General features: G+C 69.9%; 17 protein-coding genes and 5 tRNA genes. 10 read left to right on the forward strand and 12 right to left on the reverse strand.

Going from position 1 to position 19,741, the window contains the following annotated elements:
- Nucleotides 1–338: 338 nt before the first annotated feature.
- A complete protein-coding gene (locus tag LQ326_RS14065) occupies nucleotides 339–836 on the reverse strand; it encodes a DUF4188 domain-containing protein (protein WP_234536267.1) in 498 nt (165 codons plus the stop codon).
- 92 nt (nucleotides 837–928) lie between these two features.
- Between LQ326_RS14065 and LQ326_RS14070 the strand changes: the two genes are divergently transcribed.
- Nucleotides 929–1,573: a MerR family transcriptional regulator gene (locus LQ326_RS14070; protein WP_234536269.1), complete on the forward strand. Its 645-nt coding sequence runs from the start codon at nucleotides 929–931 to the stop codon at nucleotides 1,571–1,573.
- Between the two features lie 54 nt (nucleotides 1,574–1,627).
- On the opposite strand, the gene LQ326_RS14075 is transcribed toward LQ326_RS14070, so the two are convergent.
- From LQ326_RS14075 to LQ326_RS14100, 6 genes are all read right to left on the reverse strand, one after another.
- A tRNA-Glu gene (locus LQ326_RS14075) sits at nucleotides 1,628–1,700 on the reverse strand.
- 43 nt (nucleotides 1,701–1,743) lie between these two features.
- Nucleotides 1,744–1,815: transfer RNA gene (locus LQ326_RS14080), tRNA-Gln, on the reverse strand.
- 21 nt (nucleotides 1,816–1,836) lie between these two features.
- Nucleotides 1,837–1,909 (reverse strand) — tRNA-Glu (locus LQ326_RS14085).
- Between the two features lie 28 nt (nucleotides 1,910–1,937).
- A tRNA-Glu gene (locus tag LQ326_RS14090) sits at nucleotides 1,938–2,010 on the reverse strand.
- 21 nt (nucleotides 2,011–2,031) lie between these two features.
- Nucleotides 2,032–2,103, reverse strand: a tRNA-Gln gene (locus LQ326_RS14095).
- A 91-nt stretch (nucleotides 2,104–2,194) separates the two neighbouring features.
- Nucleotides 2,195–2,938, reverse strand: a complete 744-nt coding sequence (locus LQ326_RS14100) for an HAD family hydrolase (RefSeq protein ID WP_234536272.1) — start codon at nucleotides 2,936–2,938, stop codon at nucleotides 2,195–2,197.
- A gap of 36 nt (nucleotides 2,939–2,974) precedes the next feature.
- Between LQ326_RS14100 and LQ326_RS14105 the strand changes: the two genes are divergently transcribed.
- Nucleotides 2,975–3,259, forward strand: a complete 285-nt coding sequence (locus LQ326_RS14105) for a type II toxin-antitoxin system RelE family toxin (RefSeq protein ID WP_234536273.1) — start codon at nucleotides 2,975–2,977, stop codon at nucleotides 3,257–3,259.
- A 63-nt stretch (nucleotides 3,260–3,322) separates the two neighbouring features.
- On the opposite strand, the gene gltX is transcribed toward LQ326_RS14105, so the two are convergent.
- From gltX to LQ326_RS14120, 3 genes are all read right to left on the reverse strand, one after another.
- Nucleotides 3,323–4,846 carry a glutamate--tRNA ligase gene (gene gltX / locus LQ326_RS14110; RefSeq protein WP_234536276.1) on the reverse strand — a complete coding sequence of 508 codons (1,524 nt, stop codon included), beginning with the start codon at nucleotides 4,844–4,846 and terminating at the stop codon, nucleotides 3,323–3,325.
- On the reverse strand, nucleotides 4,839–5,624 hold the full coding sequence (locus LQ326_RS14115; protein WP_181802296.1) for a fumarylacetoacetate hydrolase family protein: 786 nt from the start codon (nucleotides 5,622–5,624) through the stop codon (nucleotides 4,839–4,841). The genes gltX and LQ326_RS14115 overlap by 8 nt, the downstream gene beginning before the upstream one ends.
- 124 nt (nucleotides 5,625–5,748) lie before the next feature.
- Nucleotides 5,749–5,937 carry a hypothetical protein gene (locus tag LQ326_RS14120; RefSeq protein WP_234536278.1) on the reverse strand — a complete coding sequence of 63 codons (189 nt, stop codon included), beginning with the start codon at nucleotides 5,935–5,937 and terminating at the stop codon, nucleotides 5,749–5,751.
- A gap of 565 nt (nucleotides 5,938–6,502) precedes the next feature.
- Here LQ326_RS14120 and LQ326_RS14125 point away from each other — a divergent pair.
- The 8 genes from LQ326_RS14125 (at nucleotide 6,503) to LQ326_RS14160 (ending at nucleotide 17,267) form a co-directional block, all read left to right on the forward strand.
- Complete coding sequence (locus LQ326_RS14125; RefSeq protein WP_234536280.1) at nucleotides 6,503–10,444, forward strand: nitrate- and nitrite sensing domain-containing protein; 3,942 nt, start codon at nucleotides 6,503–6,505, stop codon at nucleotides 10,442–10,444.
- 9 nt (nucleotides 10,445–10,453) lie between these two features.
- A complete protein-coding gene (locus LQ326_RS14130; RefSeq protein ID WP_003973453.1) occupies nucleotides 10,454–10,867 on the forward strand; it encodes a roadblock/LC7 domain-containing protein in 414 nt (137 codons plus the stop codon).
- A 110-nt stretch (nucleotides 10,868–10,977) separates the two neighbouring features.
- Nucleotides 10,978–11,376 (forward strand): DUF742 domain-containing protein, encoded by a 399-nt coding sequence (locus tag LQ326_RS14135; RefSeq protein ID WP_019058642.1) that lies wholly within the window; start codon nucleotides 10,978–10,980, stop codon nucleotides 11,374–11,376.
- On the forward strand, nucleotides 11,357–11,932 hold the full coding sequence (locus LQ326_RS14140; protein ID WP_046729249.1) for a GTP-binding protein: 576 nt from the start codon (nucleotides 11,357–11,359) through the stop codon (nucleotides 11,930–11,932). The genes LQ326_RS14135 and LQ326_RS14140 overlap by 20 nt, the downstream gene beginning before the upstream one ends.
- A 392-nt stretch (nucleotides 11,933–12,324) precedes the next feature.
- On the forward strand, nucleotides 12,325–15,615 hold the full coding sequence (locus LQ326_RS14145; protein ID WP_234536283.1) for a sensor histidine kinase: 3,291 nt from the start codon (nucleotides 12,325–12,327) through the stop codon (nucleotides 15,613–15,615).
- Between the two features lie 10 nt (nucleotides 15,616–15,625).
- Nucleotides 15,626–16,039, forward strand: coding sequence for a roadblock/LC7 domain-containing protein (locus LQ326_RS14150; RefSeq protein WP_033321188.1), 414 nt, complete (start codon nucleotides 15,626–15,628; stop codon nucleotides 16,037–16,039).
- A 96-nt stretch (nucleotides 16,040–16,135) separates the two neighbouring features.
- Nucleotides 16,136–16,705 (forward strand): DUF742 domain-containing protein, encoded by a 570-nt coding sequence (locus LQ326_RS14155; RefSeq protein ID WP_234536285.1) that lies wholly within the window; start codon nucleotides 16,136–16,138, stop codon nucleotides 16,703–16,705.
- The gene (locus LQ326_RS14160) at nucleotides 16,686–17,267 is read left to right on the forward strand and encodes a GTP-binding protein (RefSeq protein ID WP_046729246.1); all 582 of its coding nucleotides are present in this window, start codon (nucleotides 16,686–16,688) and stop codon (nucleotides 17,265–17,267) included. The genes LQ326_RS14155 and LQ326_RS14160 overlap by 20 nt, the downstream gene beginning before the upstream one ends.
- A gap of 286 nt (nucleotides 17,268–17,553) precedes the next feature.
- On the opposite strand, the gene LQ326_RS14165 is transcribed toward LQ326_RS14160, so the two are convergent.
- Both LQ326_RS14165 and LQ326_RS14170 read right to left on the reverse strand, forming a co-directional pair.
- Nucleotides 17,554–17,757 (reverse strand): acyl-CoA carboxylase subunit epsilon, encoded by a 204-nt coding sequence (locus LQ326_RS14165; RefSeq protein WP_189264102.1) that lies wholly within the window; start codon nucleotides 17,755–17,757, stop codon nucleotides 17,554–17,556.
- 35 nt (nucleotides 17,758–17,792) lie between these two features.
- Nucleotides 17,793–19,388, reverse strand: a complete 1,596-nt coding sequence (locus LQ326_RS14170; protein WP_234536287.1) for an acyl-CoA carboxylase subunit beta — start codon at nucleotides 19,386–19,388, stop codon at nucleotides 17,793–17,795.
- Between the last annotated feature and the right edge of the window lie 353 nt (nucleotides 19,389–19,741).

Raw genomic sequence — 19,741 nt, forward strand, 5'->3', positions numbered from 1 at the left:
CGGCGCGGCGACTGCCCCGTCCGCGATCAGCCGACTGCCACGCCGTCGTGGCTGGCCGCGCAGTTCCCCGCGCCCCTGACAGAGCGCCCCTTGCCCGCACCCGCCCAGCGAGCACAACCCCACGGCCGAGCATGTGCCGCCACCGACAGCCAGCCGACCGCCACGCCGTCGTAGCTGATCGCGCAGTTCCCCGCACCCCTGGCAGAGCGCCGCCTGCCCGCACCCGCCCAGCGAGCACAACCCCACGGCCGAGCATGTGCCGCCACCGACAGCCAGCCGACCGCCACGCCCTCACGGCCGGTCGCGCGGTTCCCCGCACCCCTGACGGGGCGCCGCGCTCACGCGGAGCGGTGTGCGAACCGGTCCTTCGCGTACCGGCCCCGCTGCTCGACCGGGACAACCCCTGCCGCACGCCCCAGGCCGAACTCCGGCATGTCGAAGTAGATCGACTCGTACGAGCCCTCGGGCGCCACGTACGCCTCGTGCCACAGGCCCACATGGCCCCGCACCCGCCCCGACCGCTCCTTGCGGTTCACGATGCCCCAGACCTTGTGGTGGAGCAGGCCGACCGCGCTCGCGTACGCGTACAGCTTCTCCTTGGACTCCCAGTACTGGACGACGTAGTACGTCCGCGGCGAGGCGGTCAGCAGGACGCGCCCCAGCAGCCCCCGGTCCGGGTCCCGTGCGAGCTCCCCCAGCATGCGGAACATCGACAGCATGACCGGGAGCCACTGATGGACCGCCCAGAAGTGGTTGATGCGCATGCCGATGAGCAGGACCACCGCGTCGCCCTCGCGGGCAGCGGTGGTACGGCCCGGAATCGGTTTGGCGAACATGAGGAACCCCACCCCCGGAACCTTGTCGGATAGCGTCACTATCCTTCTGTCGGTGTTTGGATAGTGGCACTTACCAAGGAGGCGCGCAAGGCATGCGGCTTGCCCAGTTGAGCGAGCGCAGCGGGGTGTCCGCGGCGACGATCAAGTACTACCTGCGCGAGGGGCTGCTGCCGCCGGGCCGCCAGGTCAACACCACGACCGCGGAGTACGACGAGGAGCACCTGCGGCGGCTGCGGCTGGTGCGGGCGATGATCCAGGTGGGGCGGATCCCCGTGGCGACGGTCCGCGAGGTGCTCGGGCACGTCGACGACGACTCGCTGGGCCGCACGATCCGGGTGGGGGCCGCCCTGTGGGCGCTGCCTCAGGTGCCGGAGCCGGACGAGGACGACGAGTACGTGCGGGCCGCGCACCGGGAGGCCGACACCCTGCTGGACGAGCTCGGCTGGGAGAACGCCAGGCAGCTGACGACGATCTCGCCCGCCTACCGCCAGTTGGTGGTCGCACTGGCCGCGTTCCGCCGGCTCGGCTACGACTGGGACGCCGAACTCCTCGTACGACGCGCGAAGTTGATGTACCAGGCGGCCGTCGCCGACCTGGACTTCATGGACACGCGTCCGTCGGAGGCGGAGAAGGCGGAGGCCGCGGTGGCCAGCGCGGTGCTGGTGGAGCCGATGCTCCAGGCACTGCACCGGCTGGCCCAGGAGGAGGAGTCGGCCCGGCGCTACGGCTTCGAGTAGCGCGCCGCATGCCACGGCAAAGGCCCCCCGCCGAGGCGGAGGGCCTTCTGGATGTACCCCCGACCGGATTCGAACCGGCGCTACCGCCTTGAGAGGGCGGCGTGCTAGGCCGCTACACAACGGGGGCGTGGATCTTACAAGCGTTTAATGTACAACGCCGCAGATCCGAGCTGGTCTACCTGGACTCGAACCAAGACTAACTGAACCAGAATCAGTCGTGCTGCCAATTACACCATAGACCAATGATGGTTTAGACCAGTTCGTACCCCCGACCGGATTCGAACCGGCGCTACCGCCTTGAGAGGGCGGCGTGCTAGGCCGCTACACAACGGGGGCCCTAGCGACCATCCGTGGATGGTCTCCGTACCCCCGACCGGATTCGAACCGGCGCTACTGCCTTGAGAGGGCAGCGTGCTAGGCCGCTACACAACGGGGGCTTTGCAGATGAGCTCTGCGAGCTGGCCTACCTGGACTCGAACCAAGACTAACTGAACCAGAATCAGTCGTGCTGCCAATTACACCATAGGCCACTGGAACGCAAGCCCCTGAGGGGATTTTGTTCTAGCTTCGCGCCTCCGGTTCCGGCCTTACGGCCCGCTCCCCGGCGGCGCAGGAAGAACATTACCTGAAGGTGGACGGGGCTCCAAAACGGGTATCGGCGCGGAGGATCGCGGGCAGTTCGGCGAGGGAGTCGATCCGGTGCGCACCGGCGGGTGCGTCGGTCCTGGCGGCCGGTCCGGCCGCGGGTCCGTGGCGGTCGAGCCACACCGACAGCAGCCCGGCGTCGGCGGCTCCCCGCCCGTCGATCTCCGGGTGGTCACCGACGTACGCCACCTGGTGCGGGGCGAGTTCCAGCGCCTCGCAGGCCGCGAGGAAGGCGGCGGCCGCGGGCTTGGAGACGCCCAGTTCGGCGGCGCACAGGACGGCCTCGAAGCGGTCGTGGACGCCGAGCGTGCGCAGTTTGTGGTCCTGGACGTGCAGGCTGGAGTTGGACAGCACGGCGTGCCGGTAGCCGGCCGCGAGGGCGTCCAGGGCGGGCAGGACGTCCGGGAAGAGGGTCCAGACGGCCTCGTAGTGCGCCCGGTACCGGCGGAACCAGTCGTCGGCCTCGGCGTCGGTCAGCCTCGCCTCCAGAAACACCCGCACCCGGTCGCGGCGCTGGTCCTCGAAGGAGACCTCGCCCGCCGAGAAGCGCGCCCACTGCTGGTCGGTGATCTCCCGCCACCGCACCAGCGCCGCCTCCGCGCTCCCCCAGCCCGCCAGCAGCCCCTCCGTCGCCAGATGCGCCCGCATGCCCTCACGGTCGGCGGTCGTGTAGTCGAAAAGGGTGTCGTCGACGTCCCACACCACGGCGCGAATGCTCATGGTTCCGACGGTAGCGCGGGCTGGCGCACTGGGGCGATGATCAAGTACCGCGTCCAGTTCACCGCCGAAGCGCGTGCGAGGTACGACGACCTGCCCGAGGAGCGGCGGGCACAGCTGGACAAGGCCCTGCGGACACTGGCCCGTGACCCGTTCCGGAAGATCGCGACCGCACCGCTCGGGCCCGCCGAACACCTGCGAAGGACCTATGTGAGCCCTGGCCCGATGCTGGAGTACGTGGTGGCGGGCGCCGTGATGGTCGTCGTAGTCCTGGAGATCTCCGACGAGTTCGCGTACCTGGTCGACGAGGCCGACGCCGTCTGACGTGAACGCGTGAGGGGCGGCGTCCGGGGACTCCGGATGCCGCCCCTCACCTGCGTCCGCGGGTTACGCGGCCAGCTTCGCCAGCGCCGCGTCGATCCTCGCCAGGGTCTTCTCCCTGCCCAGGATCTCCAGGGACTCGAAGAGCGGCAGGCCGACCGTGCGGCCGGTGACGGCGACCCGGACCGGGGCCTGGGCCTTGCCGAGCTTGAGGCCGTGGGCCTCGCCGGCGGCCAGGACGGCCTCCTTCAGGGACTCGGGAGAGGTCCAGTCGGCCGACGCCAGCCGCTCGCGGGCCGTGGCCAGAAGGGCGTCGCTGCCCTCCTTCATCGCCTTGGTCCAGGACGCCTCGTCCTCGACCGGCTGCGCCAGGAAGAGGAAGTCGACGTTCTCGGTGATCTCCGAGAGGACCTTCAGGCGGGTCTGCGCGTGCGGGGCGATCGCCTGCCACTTCGCCTCGTCGAAGTCCTCCGGGGCCCAGGGCGCGAAGGGTGCCTTCAGCCAGGGCGCGCAGCGCTCCGTGAAGTCCTTCACCTCCAGCATGCGGATGTGGTCGGCGTTGATCGCCTCGCACTTCTTCAGGTCGAAGCGGGCCGGGTTGGGGTTCACGTCGGAGACGTCGAAGGCCGCGACCATCTCCTGGATCGTGAAGATGTCCTGGTCGGCGGAGAGCGACCAGCCCAGCAGGGAGAGGTAGTTGAGCAGCCCCTCGGGCAGGAAGCCCCGCTCGCGGTAGAGGTTGAGGGAGGCCTGCGGGTCGCGCTTCGACAGCTTCTTGTTGCCCTCGCCCATGACGTAGGGGAGGTGGCCGAAGGCCGGGATCTGCTTCGCGACGCCGAGCTCGATCAGCGCCTGGTAGAGGGCGATCTGGCGCGGGGTGGAGGAGAGCAGGTCCTCGCCGCGCAGGACGTGGGTGATCTCCATCAGGGCGTCGTCGACCGGGTTGACCAGCGTGTACAGCGGGGCGCCGTTCGCGCGGACGATGCCGTAGTCCGGGACGTTCTCCGGGGTGAAGGTCAGCTCGCCGCGGACCAGGTCGGTGAAGGTGATCGTCTCGTCGGGCATCCGGAACCGGACGATCGGCGTACGTCCCTGGGCCTTGAACTGCGCCACCTGCTCCTCGGTGAGGTCGCGGCAGTGGCCGTCGTAGCCGGACGGCCGGCCGGCGGCGCGGGCGGCCTCGCGGCGGCTGTCCAGCTCCTCCTGGGAGCAGTAGCAGTGGTAGGCGTGGCCGGCGCCCAGGAGCTTGGCGGCGACGTCGGCGTAGATGTCCATGCGCTGCGACTGGCGGTACGGCGCGTGCGGGCCGCCGACCTCGGGGCCCTCGTCCCAGTCGAAGCCCAGCCAGCGCATCGCGTCGAGCAGCTGCTGGTACGACTCCTCGGAGTCGCGGGCCGCGTCGGTGTCCTCGATGCGGAATACGAATTGGGCTCCGCTGCCCTGGTGGTGCCGGGCGAACGCCCAGTTGAACAGGGCGGTGCGGACCAGGCCCACGTGGGGGTTGCCGGTGGGTGAGGGGCAGAAACGTACGCGCGGGGGTACCCCCGGCGCGAGCGAAGTCGAGGGCCTGGGGGAGGGTGCGCTAGCCACGCTTGACAACCTTGTTGGTGAGAGTGCCGATGCCTTCGATGGTGACGGCGACCTCGTCGCCGACGTGGAGGGGGCCGACCCCTGCCGGGGTGCCGGTGAGGATGACGTCGCCGGGGAGCAGCGTCATGGCCTCGGTGATGTTGACGATCAGGTCCGCGATGGAGTGGATCATCTCGCTCGTACGGCCGAGCTGGCGCTGTTCGCCGTTGACCGTGAGCTGGATGGTCAGGTCGGACGCGGTGGCGAGGTCCAGGTCCGTCTCCACCCAGGGACCGAGCGGGCAGGAGGAGTCGAAGCCCTTGGCCCGCGCCCACTGCTTCTCGCGCCGCTGGACGTCGCGGGCGGTGACGTCGTTCGCGCAGGTGTAGCCGAGGATCACGTCCGCGACGCGCTCGCGCGGGACCTCGCGGCACATGCGGCCGATGACCACGGCCAGTTCGGCCTCGTGGTGGAGGTCCTGGGAGAAGGACGGGTACTGGATGTCGTCGCCGGGGCCGATCACCGAGGTGGACGGCTTGAAGAAGGCGAAGGGGACGTCCGGGACCTCGTTGCCCAGCTCCTTCGCGTGCTCCGCGTAGTTGCGGCCGTAGGCGACGACCTTGTTGGGGAGCACCGGCGGGAGCAGCCGGACCTTGCTGACCGGGACCTTCGTACCGGAGAGCTCGAAGTCCGCGAACGGAATGCCCTTGATGATGTCGAGGACGAGTTCGTCCTGCTTGTCGCCCTCGACAGCACCGAAGGCGACGTTCCCGTCGATGGAGAACCTGGCGATGCGCACGGGATCCTGGCGCCCCTCACTGAGCCGGCTGGAGTCTGACGCTCCAGGCTAACGCGGTGAGGGGTGGCCGCCGCGGAATAACCCGGTCACCGGGTGGGTGAGTGAACGGCGGCCGGGTCCCGTACTACTCCGCGGCCGGGGTCCCGGCCGGGATCTCCATGAGGATGGTGCGCCGGGGGTTGGCGGTCTGGGCGGGCAGGTCGAGGGAGTGCTCTGGCAGCTCGGGGGTCTGCAGTTCCTCGGCGTCCTTGAGGTGGGCGAGGGTGGTGCGGCGGGGGTTGGCTATGTTGCGGAACATCATCGTCGTCTTCACGGTTGCAGTGGACCCCGTCGTGTGTGGGTTGGCAGAGACTTCCCTCTTGTAAAGCGTCAGGCTAAACATCGAATTCCCGGCCGAAGCCGCCAAGAGGCCTGGAAGCAGGTGTGAGTTTGCTCACGAGGCCAGGGACAAGGCGGTCATTTCCGGCCGGCAACTCAGGGCAACGAAACGGACATTGACGAACTGAAGCTGTCATTCCGCTCCCGATCATGGCGACTGGGACACGGCCCACCCCTAGCCCACTGACAGGCATACGTCCGTTATGTACGCGATCGGCTTCCACATCTCGTGACACGTCACTCACACGCTGTCACGGAGGTCACAGCTCGGTCCACGGCCCTTGTTGGAGATCCCCCACTGTGCTGGAATTCCACGGACCGCCGCAGGATCGAGCCGGCGCGCAGGGGGCGCAACAGCGCCGAGTGGCGGTGAGACAGGGGGAACCAGCGCCGGTCACACTCACACCACCAGGGGGCGCATTCAGGGCGCTCCCCGTACCACGCCGACACCGTGTCCTTCCGTTCCCGGAGGGGCGCCTGGTCCAGAGGTTGCGACGCTAGTGCAGGGACGTTTCAAGAGGGATGGCAGCGCTCCGGCGGAGCCGGAGGCGCACGGCGGGACCGACCGCGGTTCCTCGCCCCAGCACGCCCAGAATCCGGGCCCGGCTCCGGCCGGTGGTGTCGGTGACGGCGGCGAGCGCTCCGGGCGCCCCGCCGTATCGGCGTCTTCGGGCCCCCAACCGGCCGCCGCGCCGACTCCGCCCATCAAGCACCCGCAGGGCACGTCCGGCCCGGGCTCGCGCATAGCCCTGCGCAACTGGCGTATCTCCACGCGTCTGGTGTCGCTGCTCGCGCTCCCCGTGGTGGCGGCGACGACGCTGGGCGCGGTGCGCATCAACCAGTCGCTCGACGACATCCAGCAGCTCGACAACATGAAGCTGCTGACGGACATGACCAAGCAGGCGACCGAACTGGCCGCCGCGCTCCAGGACGAGCGCGACGAGACGGCCGGTCCGCTGGCGCACGGCGCGTCGCCCACGAACGTCGCGGTCAAGGGTTTCGAGGACAAGACCGACCGCGCCCGCGACAACTTCCTCAACGCCTCCGAGGAAATCGACACCGCGAGCAAGACCGGTCAGCTCCAGGGCGTCCGCGACAGCCTCGTCGGTCTGGCCGGCCAGCTGGACGACCTGGCGAAGATCCGCAAGGACGCCTACCAGCAGAAGGAGAACTCGACCCAGACGGTCGAGGCCTACCACCGGCTGATCACCCAGCTGATCGACCTCTCCCAGGACATGGCGCAGGCCTCCAGCAACCCGGAGATGATCCAGCGCACCCGCGCCCTGGCGGCGTTCTCCACCGCCAAGGAGTACGCGTCCGTGCAGCGCGCCGTCATCGCCGCGGCCCTGCCCGCCAACGGCACGAGCACCGGTGACCTCTCCGAGAACGACCGCCTGTACGGCCAGTCCGCCGAGGAGAGCGAGACCTCCGAGCTCACGATCTTCCGGAAGATCTACGCCGGCAACGCGGCCGACCTGCTCAGCCCGATCGACGGGAACAACCCGACGATCGAGGCCGCGGACACCTACGCCAAGCGTGCCCTCGGCGCCCAGAACGGCCTGAACGAGCTCAGCAAGCGGTCCTACCTCGACTGGGTCGACGACAGCTCGACCAAGATCGACCAGATGCAGAAGATCGAGCACACCCTGCTCGAGGACATGGAGCAGAAGGCGCGCGAGCTGCGCAGCTCCTCCGAGCAGTCGGCGATCATCTCCGGTGCGCTGATCCTGCTCGTCCTCGGTGTCTCGCTGGTCGGCGCCTTCATCGTGGCCCGCTCCATGATCCGCTCGCTTCGACGCCTCCAGGAGACCGCCACCAAGGTCGCCCAGGACCGCCTGCCCGAGCTGGTCAAGCAGCTGTCCGAGTCCGACCCGCAGGACGTCGACACGTCCGTGGAGTCGGTCGGTGTGCACTCCCGGGACGAGATCGGCCAGGTGGCCGCGGCCTTCGACGACGTGCACCGCGAGGCGGTCCGCCTCGCCGCCGAGCAGGCCCTGCTGCGGGGCAACGTCAACGCGATGTTCACCAACCTCTCGCGCCGCTCCCAGGGCCTCATCCAGCGTCAGCTCTCGCTCATCTCCGAACTGGAGTCCCGCGAGGCCGACCCGGACCAGCTGTCCTCCCTCTTCAAGCTCGACCACCTCGCGACGCGTATGCGCCGTAACGGTGAGAACCTCCTCGTCCTCGCCGGTGAGGAGCCCGGCCGCCGCTGGACCCGCCCGGTCCCGCTGGTCGACGTGCTCCGCGCCGCCGCCTCCGAGGTGGAGCAGTACGAGCGGATCGAACTGGCCGCGGTGCCGACCACGGAAGTGGCCGGCCGCGTGGTCAACGACCTCGTGCACCTGCTCGCCGAGCTCCTCGAGAACGCCACCTCGTTCTCCTCGCCGCAGACCAAGGTCAAGGTGACCGGTCACGCGCTGCCCGACGGCCGCGTGCTGATCGAGATCCACGACACCGGTATCGGCCTCTCCCCCGAGGACCTCGCGGCGATCAACGAGCGGCTCGCCTCGCCGCCCACCGTGGACGTCTCCGTCTCCCGCCGCATGGGTCTGTTCGTGGTCGGCCGGCTGTCCCAGCGGCACGGCATCCGCATCCAGCTGCGCCCGTCCGACTCCGGTGGTACGACCGCGCTGGTCATGCTCCCCGTCGACGTGGCCCAGGGCGGCAAGAAGCCCGCTCCCGGCAAGCCCGGCGCCCCGGCGCCGTCCGGTGGTCCGGCCGCCGCGCAGGCCGCGGCCGGTGCGGCCGCCGCCCGTCGCGGCAACGGCCAGGGGGGCGCTCCCGGTCCGCTCGGCGCGGGTGCCCCGGCCCCGGCGCTCGGCGGCGGTGCGGGTTCACGCGGCCAGGTCGGCGCCGGTCTCGGCCCCCGGGCCGCGCTGCCCGGCGCGGGCCCGAACGGCGGCCGTCCCGGTGGACCGGGCGGCGGCCGCGGCTCGCAGGGCCGGCCGAACACCGGTGCCGGTGCCTTCGGCAACCAGGACGCGTTCGGCAACCCGCAGGACTCCTTCGGGGGTCAGGACGCCTTCGGCGGTCAGGACGCCTTCGGCAACCGCGGCCAGGTGCCGCCCCAGCGCTCCGCGAACTCCTCCGACCAGGGCCGTCAGCCCCAGCTGCCGCCGCGTGGTGGCCCGCGGGCCGAGCTGCCCGGCGGCAACCCGTCGGCGGGCCGGCCCAGCTGGAGCGACGACAACGCCCAGCCGCCGCTCTCCCGTGCCTCGCTGGACACCCCGCGCGGCCACGACGAGCAGGACCCGACCCACACCGCGCCGATGCCCCGCATCGACGACCGGCAGGACCTCGGCGCCACCTCCCAGATGCCGGCGATCCCGCAGTCCCCGCCGACCGGTGAGTTCCCGCGCCCCGACTTCAACACGCCGAACGGCACGCAGAACACGGGCTCGTTCCCGCGGCCGGGCACCACCGGCCCCCAGGACACCGGCTCCTTCCCGCGCCCGAACGGCAACGGCCAGTACGACACGGGCTCGTTCCCGCGCCCGAACGGCAACGGCCAGCAGGACACCGGCTCCTTCCCGCGCCCGAACGGCAACGGGCAGTACGACACGGGCTCGTTCCCGCGGCCGGGCACCAGCGGCCCCCAGGACACCGGCTCGTTCCCGCGCCCGAACGTCAACGGCCAGCAGGACTCCGGCCAGTTCGTGCGCTCCGATGTCTTCGGCACGCCGCCCGCCCCGCAGAACGGCTCGCAGAACACCGGGCAGTTCGCCGCTCCGCAGGCCTACGACAACGGCTCCACCGGCCAGTACGCCGCGCCGTCCTTCGACGGCGGCTCCACCGGACAGCACTCCCTGCCCGGCCGCCAGAACGGCTACCCGGGCAACGGCCAGAACGGCAACGGCCGGCACGGCACGGGCCAGTTCGAGCGTCCGGGGACCAACGGCCGCGGCATCGACTACGGCGCGCCGCAGCGGCCGCCGGTCCGCCAGGAGCCGGAGGCGTTGCCGCCGGCCACCGGTCCCGGTGACGGTCGTACCCCGCTGTACGACACGCTGGAGACCAACTGGTTCCACGGCGGCCAGCAGGAGCAGGTACAGCAGCCGCAGAGCAACGGCAACGGCGCGGCCTCGATTCCGCCGGTGCCCTCCCAGCCGCCGGCGTCCGCCGCGGCCCCCCAGCGTCCCGCCCAGACTGCCTGGCGCACCTCCCCGAACGACGACCTCGTCCGGCAGGCGGAGCGTGTACGGCAGCCGGCGGCGGGCGGCGTCACCACCTCCGGCCTGCCGCGCCGGGTGCCCCGGGCGAACCTCGTGCCGGGCACGGCTCAGCAGCAACAGCACCACACCGGTCCGCAGGTCTCGCGTGCGCCTGATGACGTCCGCGGCCGGCTGACCAACCTCCGTCGGGGTATCGCACAGGGTCGACAGGCCGGCACCCCCCCGCAGACCGGCAACTTCCCGAGCCCCACTCACCAGCAGGAGCGTTAGTTGAGTCAGATGAGCCAGGCGGCACAGAACCTCAACTGGTTGATCACCAACTTCGTGGACAACACCCCGGGGGTGTCCCACACCGTCGTCGTGTCCGCCGACGGTCTCCTCCTGGCGATGTCCGAAGGCTTCCCACGCGACCGCGCCGACCAGCTGGCGGCCGTCGCGTCCGGGCTCACCTCGCTGACGGCCGGGGCCTCCCGGATCTTCGAGGGCGGCAACGTGGCGCAGACGGTCGTCGAGATGGAACGCGGCTTTCTCTTCCTGATGTCCGTCTCCGACGGCTCGTCCCTCGCCGTACTGGCCCACCCCGAGTGCGACATCGGCCTCGTCGGCTACGAGATGGCGCTGCTGGTCGACCGCGCGGGCGCGGTCCTCACGCCCGACCTGCGCGCCGAACTGCAAGGCAGTCTGCTCCACTGACCGCCCGGATCCAACCCGCCTCACCAAATCACCGTCCGGCCGCCACAATCCCCCCACCGGCCCCGTCAGACGGCTAGCCCGACCGACTTGCTGTCCCGCCCGGAGGAACGATGACCCCGCCCACCGCCTCTCATGACCCGTACGCGGAGCCGTACGGGGATGAGGGCGACCAGCCGCTGGTACGTCCTTACGCGATGACCGGCGGCCGGACCCGGCCGCGCTACCAGCTCGCCATCGAGGCGCTGATCAGCACGACGGCCGACCCGGCAGCGCTCATGGGGCTGCTCCCGGAGCACCAGCGCATCTGCCACCTGTGCCGCGAGGTGAAGTCGGTGGCCGAGGTCTCGGCGCTGCTCGCCATGCCGCTCGGTGTGGCCCGGATCCTGGTGGCCGACCTCGCCGAGGCCGGCCTGGTCGCCATCCACCAGCCGGGCGGCGACGAGAACAACGGCGGCGCTCCTGACGTGACGCTGCTCGAAAGGGTGCTCAGTGGACTTCGCAAGCTCTGACGGAGGCCGGGCCACCACCTCCGCGAAGATCGTGGTGGCGGGCGGCTTCGGCGTCGGCAAGACCACGTTCGTGGGAGCGGTCTCCGAGATCAATCCGCTGCGCACGGAGGCCGTGATGACGTCCGCCTCGGCGGGCATCGACGACCTGACCCACACCGGGGACAAGACCACCACCACGGTGGCCATGGACTTCGGCCGTATCACGCTCGACCAGGACCTGATCCTGTACCTCTTCGGCACGCCGGGCCAGGACCGTTTCTGGTTCATGTGGGACGACCTGGTCAGGGGTGCCATCGGCGCGGTGGTGCTCGTGGACACCCGGCGCCTGGCCGACTGCTTCCCGGCGGTGGACTACTTCGAGAACAGCGGCCTGCCGTTCGTCATCGCCCTCAACGGCTTCGACGGACACCAGCCCTACACACCCGAAGAGGTGCGGGAGGCGCTGCAGATCGGACCGGACGCGCCGATCATCACGACCGACGCGCGGCACCGGGCCGACGCGAAGAGCGCGCTGATCACGCTGGTCGAGCACGCCCTCATGGCGCGCCTGCGGTAGCGGCGGCGCCGTACCCGAATCAGTCGTCATGTACGGCGGTTGTCGTACGGAAACCGGAGCCGACTGTGGCCTTTGACACGGTCGGCTCCGGTGTTCATAACGTTTCGGCAGAGGAATCCGGTGGTGTCGCAACGCGTCGCGGTCATGCGATGCCGCTGTGCTCACAACAGCCCCGCCTTTTGGCGGGGCTCGCTCTTTATGACCGTTTTATCTGTGGCTTACATCGCCGTACTCTGCCCCGATGGACTGTTTGGAAGTGCACCGGCCCCCATGCTGGAATGCCTGAACTGCCCAATGGTCCGAGACGTACTGAGTAGTGGTCTGTGACACACCGGGCTCTGAGAGACTGCGGCACGACGACAGGTGCCCGCCGCCGAGAGGTTGTTGGTCGAGTGAGGCGAAGCAAGAACGGTCCCGAGCCGTCGGCACGGGGCAACTTCACCCCGCCGCCGCGCGCTGCGGCGCCCACCCCTGTGCCAGCCGCGGAACCACCGGCCGCGCCCGCGAAGAGCGGCGGCCGTTTCTCGCCGCGGAACTGGCGTGTGCCGACCAGGCTGAACGCGATTCTGCTCATACCCGTGGCCGTCGGTCTGGTCATGGGCGGCTTCCAGGTGAAGAGCTCCATCGACACCTGGCAGGACGCCCGGGACGCGGAGAACACCGCGCGCCTGGTCCGTGCCGCCCTCACCTACGGCGACGCCCTCTACAACGAGCGTGACGTCAGCGCGGCACCGCTGCTCCTGAACAAGGACAAGGCGACGGTCACCCAGGCGCGTGCCGAGACCGACAAGGCCGCCGACGCGTTCGACGCCGCCGCGAAGAACATGCCGAAGAAGCCGGGCCTGGAGCGCCGCCTGAAGCTGTTCCGCGAGGCCGAGCCCAAACTCGCGGCCCTGCGTACCCTCGCGTACACCAACAAGCTCACCGGTGTGAAGACCGAAGAGGGGTACGTCGAGGTCGCCCACCCCCTGATGGAGTTCGCCAACGAGCTCGGTCTGGGCACCGGAAACATCACCTCCTACGGCCGTACCGTCTACGCCATCTCGCTCACCAAGGCGGCCCTGTCGCTGGAGCGGTCGATCGGCATGCACCTGCTGGTCAAGCCCGGCCCGGACGACGGCAACCTGGCCACCCAGCGGGTCGCCCTCTCGTCGTACGCCTATCTCGAAGGCATCGCCGTCGAGGAGTACCTCGGCGGTGGTACCGAGGCCGACGCGCAGAAGCTGACCGACCTCGAAAAGAAGATCAAGGCCGACGGCGCGGCACTGGTCCAGCAGGCCAAGGCCAAGGACCCGAAGTACGTGGCTCCGCCGTCCAAGACCACCACGATGGTCTCGGCGCTGGCGACGCTGCAGAACACCGACCCCGTCACCCGCCAGGCGCTGGCCGCCCAGGGCATCACCGCCGAGAACTGGTGGACGGTCAACACCCTCAAGTACCAGGCCTACCGCACCATCGAGTCGGACCTGGCCGACAAGGCGGTGAGTGAGGCCTCCACCATCGCCGACAACGCCAAGACGGACGCCTTCATCACCGGTGCGGCGGTCATGGTCGCGCTGCTCGCCGCGTTCATCCTGGCCGGCATGGTGGCCCGGCAGATGTCCCGCTCGATGCGCCAGCTGCGCAACGCCGCCTTCGGCATCGCCGAGCAGCGCCTGCCGATGCTGGTCGACCAGCTCTCCCGCACCGACCCCGGCCGGGTCGACACCCGGGTGGCGCCGATCCCGATCACCACCACCGACGAGATCGGCGAAGTCGCCCGCGCGTTCGACCAGGTCCACCGCGAGGCCGTCCGGCTCGCCGCCGAGCAGGCCCTGCTGCGGGGCAACATCAACGCGATCTTCACCAACCTGTCGCGCCGCAACCAGTCGCTGATCGAGGGCCAGCTGACCCTGATCACCGACCTGGAGAACAACGAGGCCGACCCGGACCAGCTGGAGAACCTCTTCAAGCTGGACCACCTCGCGACCCGTATGCGCCGCAACGGCGAGAACCTCCTGGTCCTCGCCGGCGAGGAGCCCGGCCGCCGCTGGGACCAGCCGGTCCCGCTGGTGGACGTGCTGCGCGCCGCCTCCTCCGAGGTGGAGCAGTACGAGCGCATCGAGCTCTCCGGCGTCCCGGAGGCGGAGATCCACGGCCGCGCGGTCACCGACCTCGTGCACCTGCTCGCCGAGCTCCTGGAGAACGCCACCACGTTCTCCTCCCCGCAGACCAAGGTCCGCGTCACCGCGACCCGTCTCCCCGACGGCCGCGTCATGATCGAGATCCACGACAAGGGCATCGGCCTGACCGTCGAGGACTTCGCGGACATCAACCACAAGCTGGCCAACCCGCCGACCGTGGACGCCGCGATCTCCCAGCGCATGGGCCTCTTCGTGGTGGGCCGGCTGTCCGACCGGCACGGCATCCGGGTCCAGCTGCGCCCCTCCGGCGAGCAGGCCGGCACCACCTCGCTGGTCATGCTGCCGGACGCGATCACGCACGGCGGTGGCGGCGAACAGCCGCTGGACCGCGACGAGTTCACCGTCTCGCAGATCATCCCGGAGCAGCAGTTCCAGGGTGAGAGCTTCCAGCAGCCGCAGCTCCAGCCGATGCGTACGGCGGCCGAACTCGGCTTCGACGACAGCCGCTACATCGAGGTCCCCGACGACATCCGCGACCTCGACCCCGTGGGCCGCTCCCTGCTGCGCGAGGAGCGCCGCGCGGCCCTGGAGTCCCAGGCGCAGCCCCCGCAGGGCGCGGAGCTCCCCCAGACCGCCCAGAACCCGCAGGAGACCGCGGAGATCCCGGCGTACGCCGACGAGTTCGACAGCGGCCAACAGGGCTACGGCACGAACGGCACAGGCTTCCAGGAGCAGCCCACGGGCTACGACGGGCAGCCGGCGTACCAGGAACAGCCGCAGAGCACGTACGACGGGCAGTACTACGCGCCGAACGGCGGCCTGCCGCAGAACGACGCGTTCTCAGCCGAGGCGTTCACACCCGAGGCTTTCTCGCCCGAGGCGTTCTCCGCGAACGGCGGCTATCCCGAGACCGCCTACCAGGAGCCGGTCCAGGAGGAGCCCTCGGCCACGCAGGCCGCCGCCGAGGCGTTCCCGGCCTTCGGCGAGCAGCCCTACCAGGACGACTGGCCGCAGCAGGACGGCTACCAGAACGGCTACCCGGCCCAGTACGCTCCGGAGGCCGAGTCCGCGCAGGCCGGTGACGTGGACGAGCGGAACCGCGTAGGCTTCGACCGTCCGGGCGCGGCTCCCGCCGCCGGCCACCAGCTGACCGACGCCGGGCTGCCCCGCCGGGGCTCCGCCGCCGGCAGCCCGAACGGCGCGGGTCCCGAGCAGCAGGCTCCGGCCTCGGCACCGGCGGCCTCGGCTCCGGAGCCGGGCGGCGACAGCTCCTGGCGTTCGCAGAACGACGAGCGCTGGCAGCAGGCCTCGGCGCTGCGCAAGCCCAAGGCGGGCGGGGTCACCTCCTCCGGCCTGCCGAGGCGGGTGCCCAAGGCCAACCTGGTCGAGGGAGCCGCCGCGAGCACCCCCCAGGGAGGCCCACAGGTCTCCCGCGCTCCGGAGGATGTCCGGGGCAGGCTGAGCAACCTGCGCCGAGGCGTCCAACGCGGGCGTAACGCAGGCAGTGAAACGAACGGCCAGGGCTTCGGTCCTGACAGCACCTACAACCAGGAGCGTTAGTGTGAGCCCGATGAGCCAGGCGGCACAGAACCTGAACTGGTTGATCACCAACTTCGTGGACAACACCCCGGGGGTGTCCCACACGGTGGTGGTCTCCGCCGACGGACTCCTTCTGGCGATGTCCGAAGGCTTCCCCCGCGACCGCGCCGACCAGCTCGCGGCCGTCGCCTCCGGTCTGACGTCTCTGACGGCAGGCGCCTCCCGGATTTTCGAGGGCGGCAGTGTGAATCAGACGGTTGTGGAGATGGAGCGGGGGTTCCTGTTCATCATGTCCATTTCCGATGGTTCCTCGCTTGCGGTCCTGGCCCACCCGGAGGCCGACATCGGCCTGGTTGGGTACGAGATGGCCCTTTTGGTGGACCGTGCGGGCACAGTTCTTACCCCGGATCTGCGTGCGGAACTCCAGGGAAGCCTTCTCAACTAATAGTCAGACGGTGCGTTTTGGCGTCCCGGGGCCGTAAGGTTTCGGGACGCGGCTCCACAAGGATGGGTGCCCGGCACGGTCGGAGGAGGAGAGAGAGTGGCAACACCCCCAGGCGGTTCTAATCACGGCGACTGGTCGTACGGGCCTGCGCAGGGCCCGACCGACGGTTCCGGGAACCGGTACAACTTCCCCTCCGCTCCACGCCACCGGCAGCCGTACGCGCCACAGGGCCCTGGCCCGTCGCCGTACGACCAGCCGCCGGCGCCGCGCATCCAGCCGGTGCAGCCGCAGCGCCGCCCCGAGTCGGCACCGGCCTCCGGGGCGCACAACCCCCTGGTGCGTCCGTACGCCATGACCGGCGGCCGGACCCGCCCGCGGTACCAGCTCGCCATCGAGGCGCTGGTGCACACCACCGCGCAGCCGCACCAGATGCAGGGCCAGTTGCCCGAGCATCAGCGGATCTGCAACCTCTGCCGGGAGATCAAGTCGGTGGCCGAGATCTCGGCCCTCCTGACAATCCCTCTCGGCGTGGCCAGGATCCTCGTCGCCGACTTGGCGGAGGCGGGCCTGGTCGCCATCCATCAGCCCGGCGGCGACGAGAACGCCGGCGGCCAGCCAGACGTGACACTGCTCGAAAGGGTGCTCAGTGGACTTCGCAAGCTCTAGCGGCGGTCCTTCCCGCTCCACCACCTCCGCGAAGATCGTGGTGGCGGGCGGCTTCGGCGTGGGCAAGACCACGTTCGTCGGCGCTGTCTCGGAGATCAACCCGCTGCGCACAGAGGCCGTGATGACGTCCGCGTCTGCCGGCATCGACGACCTCACCCACACCGGGGACAAGACGACCACCACGGTCGCCATGGACTTCGGCCGCATCACCCTGGACCAGGACCTGATCCTGTACCTGTTCGGCACCCCCGGTCAGGACCGCTTCTGGTTCATGTGGGACGACCTGGTACGCGGCGCCATCGGCGCGATCGTCCTGGTCGACACCCGCCGCCTCGCCGACTGCTTCCCCGCGGTCGACTACTTCGAGAACTCGGGCCTGCCGTTCGTCATCGCCCTCAACGGCTTCGACGGCAACCAGCCCTACAACCCCGAAGAGGTCCGCGAGGCGCTGCAGATCGGGCCTGACACGCCGATCATCACGACCGACGCGCGGCACCGGGCCGATGCGAAGTCGGCGCTGATCACGCTGGTGGAGCATGCTCTTATGGCTCGGCTGCGCTGAGTTCGGCGACCGGGCTGCCGCGACTGGTCGCTCGCCGACTGCGGGTAGTCCGTGGCCTGTCGCGCAGTTCCTCCCCCAGCCGAAGGCTGGGGGCACCCCCAGCGCCCCTGAAGGGGCGCGTGCAGGGCCCCTTCCGGTGAAGGGGCCCGAACTTTTTCCCGCGGCAACGGCGCTGAGTCCCGACGGCGGTGCCGGACGGCCTGAGAGCCCTTGGCGCACACGGAGAAGGGCCCCTCTCAAGCAAGAGGGGCCCTTGTCCTACGTGCTGTCGGCTGAGCGGCGCAGCCTAGCCGTGCCAGCTGTGCGGGGCGCGGAAGCCGTTCTCGCGCTCCAGGCGGCGCCAGCCGGCCTTGGCGCGGCCTCGGTGGGTCTGCTCGGTGTCGTCGGCGGTCGGCCGGGCGGCCGCGCGGGCCAGGAGGACCGCCGTGATAGCGGCGACTTCCTCCGGGTCGGCATTGCCCTTCTCGACGCGGATGTCAGGCACGTTCATGGGTGTCAGTCTCCGTGAGAGAGGTTTCCGCAGGATTACTGCGGGGGGTTGCCGTGCTTACGGGACGGCAGGTCGGCGTGCTTGGTCTGCAGCATCGCCAGGGACCTGGCAAGCACCTCGCGCGTCTCGGCCGGGTCGATGACGTCGTCGACCAGACCGCGCTCGGCCGCGTAGTAGGGGTGCATGAGCTCGGCCTTGTACTCCTTGACCATCTTCTGCCGCATGGCCTCGGGGTCCTCGGCCGCGCCGATCTGACGGCGGAAGATCACGTTGGCCGCTCCCTCGGCACCCATGACCGCGATCTCGTTCGTCGGCCAGGCGTACGTCAGGTCGGCACCGATCGACTGGGAGTCCATCACGATGTAGGCACCTCCGTACGCCTTGCGCAGGATCAGGGAGATCCGGGGCACGGTCGCGTTGCAGTAGGCGTAGAGGAGCTTCGCACCGTGGCGGATGATCCCGCCGTGCTCCTGGTCGACACCCGGGAGGAAGCCCGGTACGTCCAGGAATGTGACGATCGGAACATTGAAAGCGTCACACATCTGAACAAAGCGCGCAGCTTTTTCACTCGCCTCGATGTCCAGGACGCCCGCCAGCACCTGCGGCTGGTTGGCGATGATGCCCACCACCTGGCCGTCGATCCGGGCCAGCGCGCAGATGATGTTCCGCGCCCAGCGCTCGTGGACCTCCAGGTACTCGCCGTCGTCGACGATCTCCTCGATGACCTTGGTCATGTCGTACGGCCGGTTGCCGTCGACCGGGACGAGGTCGAGGAGGGCGTCGCCGCGGCGTTCGATCGGGTCCGCCGACTCCGCCCGGGGCGGGTTCTCGCGGTTGTTCTGCGGGAGGAGGGAGAGGAGGTAGCGGACCTCCGCGATGCAGGTCTCCTCGTCGTCGTACGCGAAGTGGCAGACGCCGGAGGTCTCCGCGTGCACGTCGGCGCCGCCGAGGCCGTTCTGGGTGATCTCCTCGCCGGTGACCGCCTTGACGACGTCCGGGCCGGTGATGAACATCTGCGAGGTCTCGCGGACCATGAAGACGAAGTCGGTGAGGGCGGGGCTGTAGGCCGCGCCGCCCGCGCACGGGCCGAGCATCACGCTGATCTGCGGGATGACACCGGACGCCTTGGTGTTGCGCTGGAAGATGCCGCCGTAGCCGGCGAGGGCGCTGACGCCCTCCTGGATACGGGCGCCGGCGCCGTCGTTCAGCGAGACCAGCGGGGCGCCGGCCGCGATGGCCATGTCCATGATCTTGTGGATCTTGGTGGCGTGGGCCTCGCCCAGGGCGCCGCCGAAGATCCGGAAGTCGTGCGCGTAGACGAAGACCGTACGACCGTCGACCGTGCCCCAGCCGGTGACGACACCGTCGGTGTACGGCTTCTTGGCCTCCAGGCCGAAGCCCACCGCGCGGTGCCGGCGCAGCTGCTCGACCTCCTGGAAGGAACCCGGGTCCAGGAGCAGCTCGATGCGCTCCCGGGCCGTCAGCTTGCCCTTGGCGTGCTGCGCCTCGGTCGCCTTCTCGCTGGGGCCCGCCACGGCCACCGCACGGATGTCGTGCAGCTCGGCGACCCGCCCGCGCGCGTCCGTCGGTTCACCGGTGGGGTCGCCCGTCGTCTCTTCCAAAACGGTCATGTAGTGACCTTACGAAGGACACCAAGGAATGCGAGACGTCGACTCCGTACAGTCTCCGGCGTGTTTTCCTGGAACCACCGAACAGAACCAGGACCGCATGCAGCCGTTCCGACTGCTCAGGGGGCTTGGCTGTTGTAGGGGTGCCACAAAGCGGATACTGAGACCCGCCTCACATTCACGGCCGGTCCATACCACCCACGGAGTGACGAAGGACTCCGGACGGCGGTTCACCCACACAGAGCCTAGCCCCCCAGCAGATCCCTGCCACCCCGGCAGGCGGCGCGACAGCACGACAAGCGACGACTCCGACACCCCGACACTCCGACACACCCCAATGATGTTGAATATTGAAC

Origin of the sequence: Streptomyces shenzhenensis, from assembly GCF_021462265.1 — a bacterium.
In the GTDB taxonomy this organism is placed as follows: Bacteria; Actinomycetota; Actinomycetes; order Streptomycetales; family Streptomycetaceae; genus Streptomyces; species Streptomyces shenzhenensis.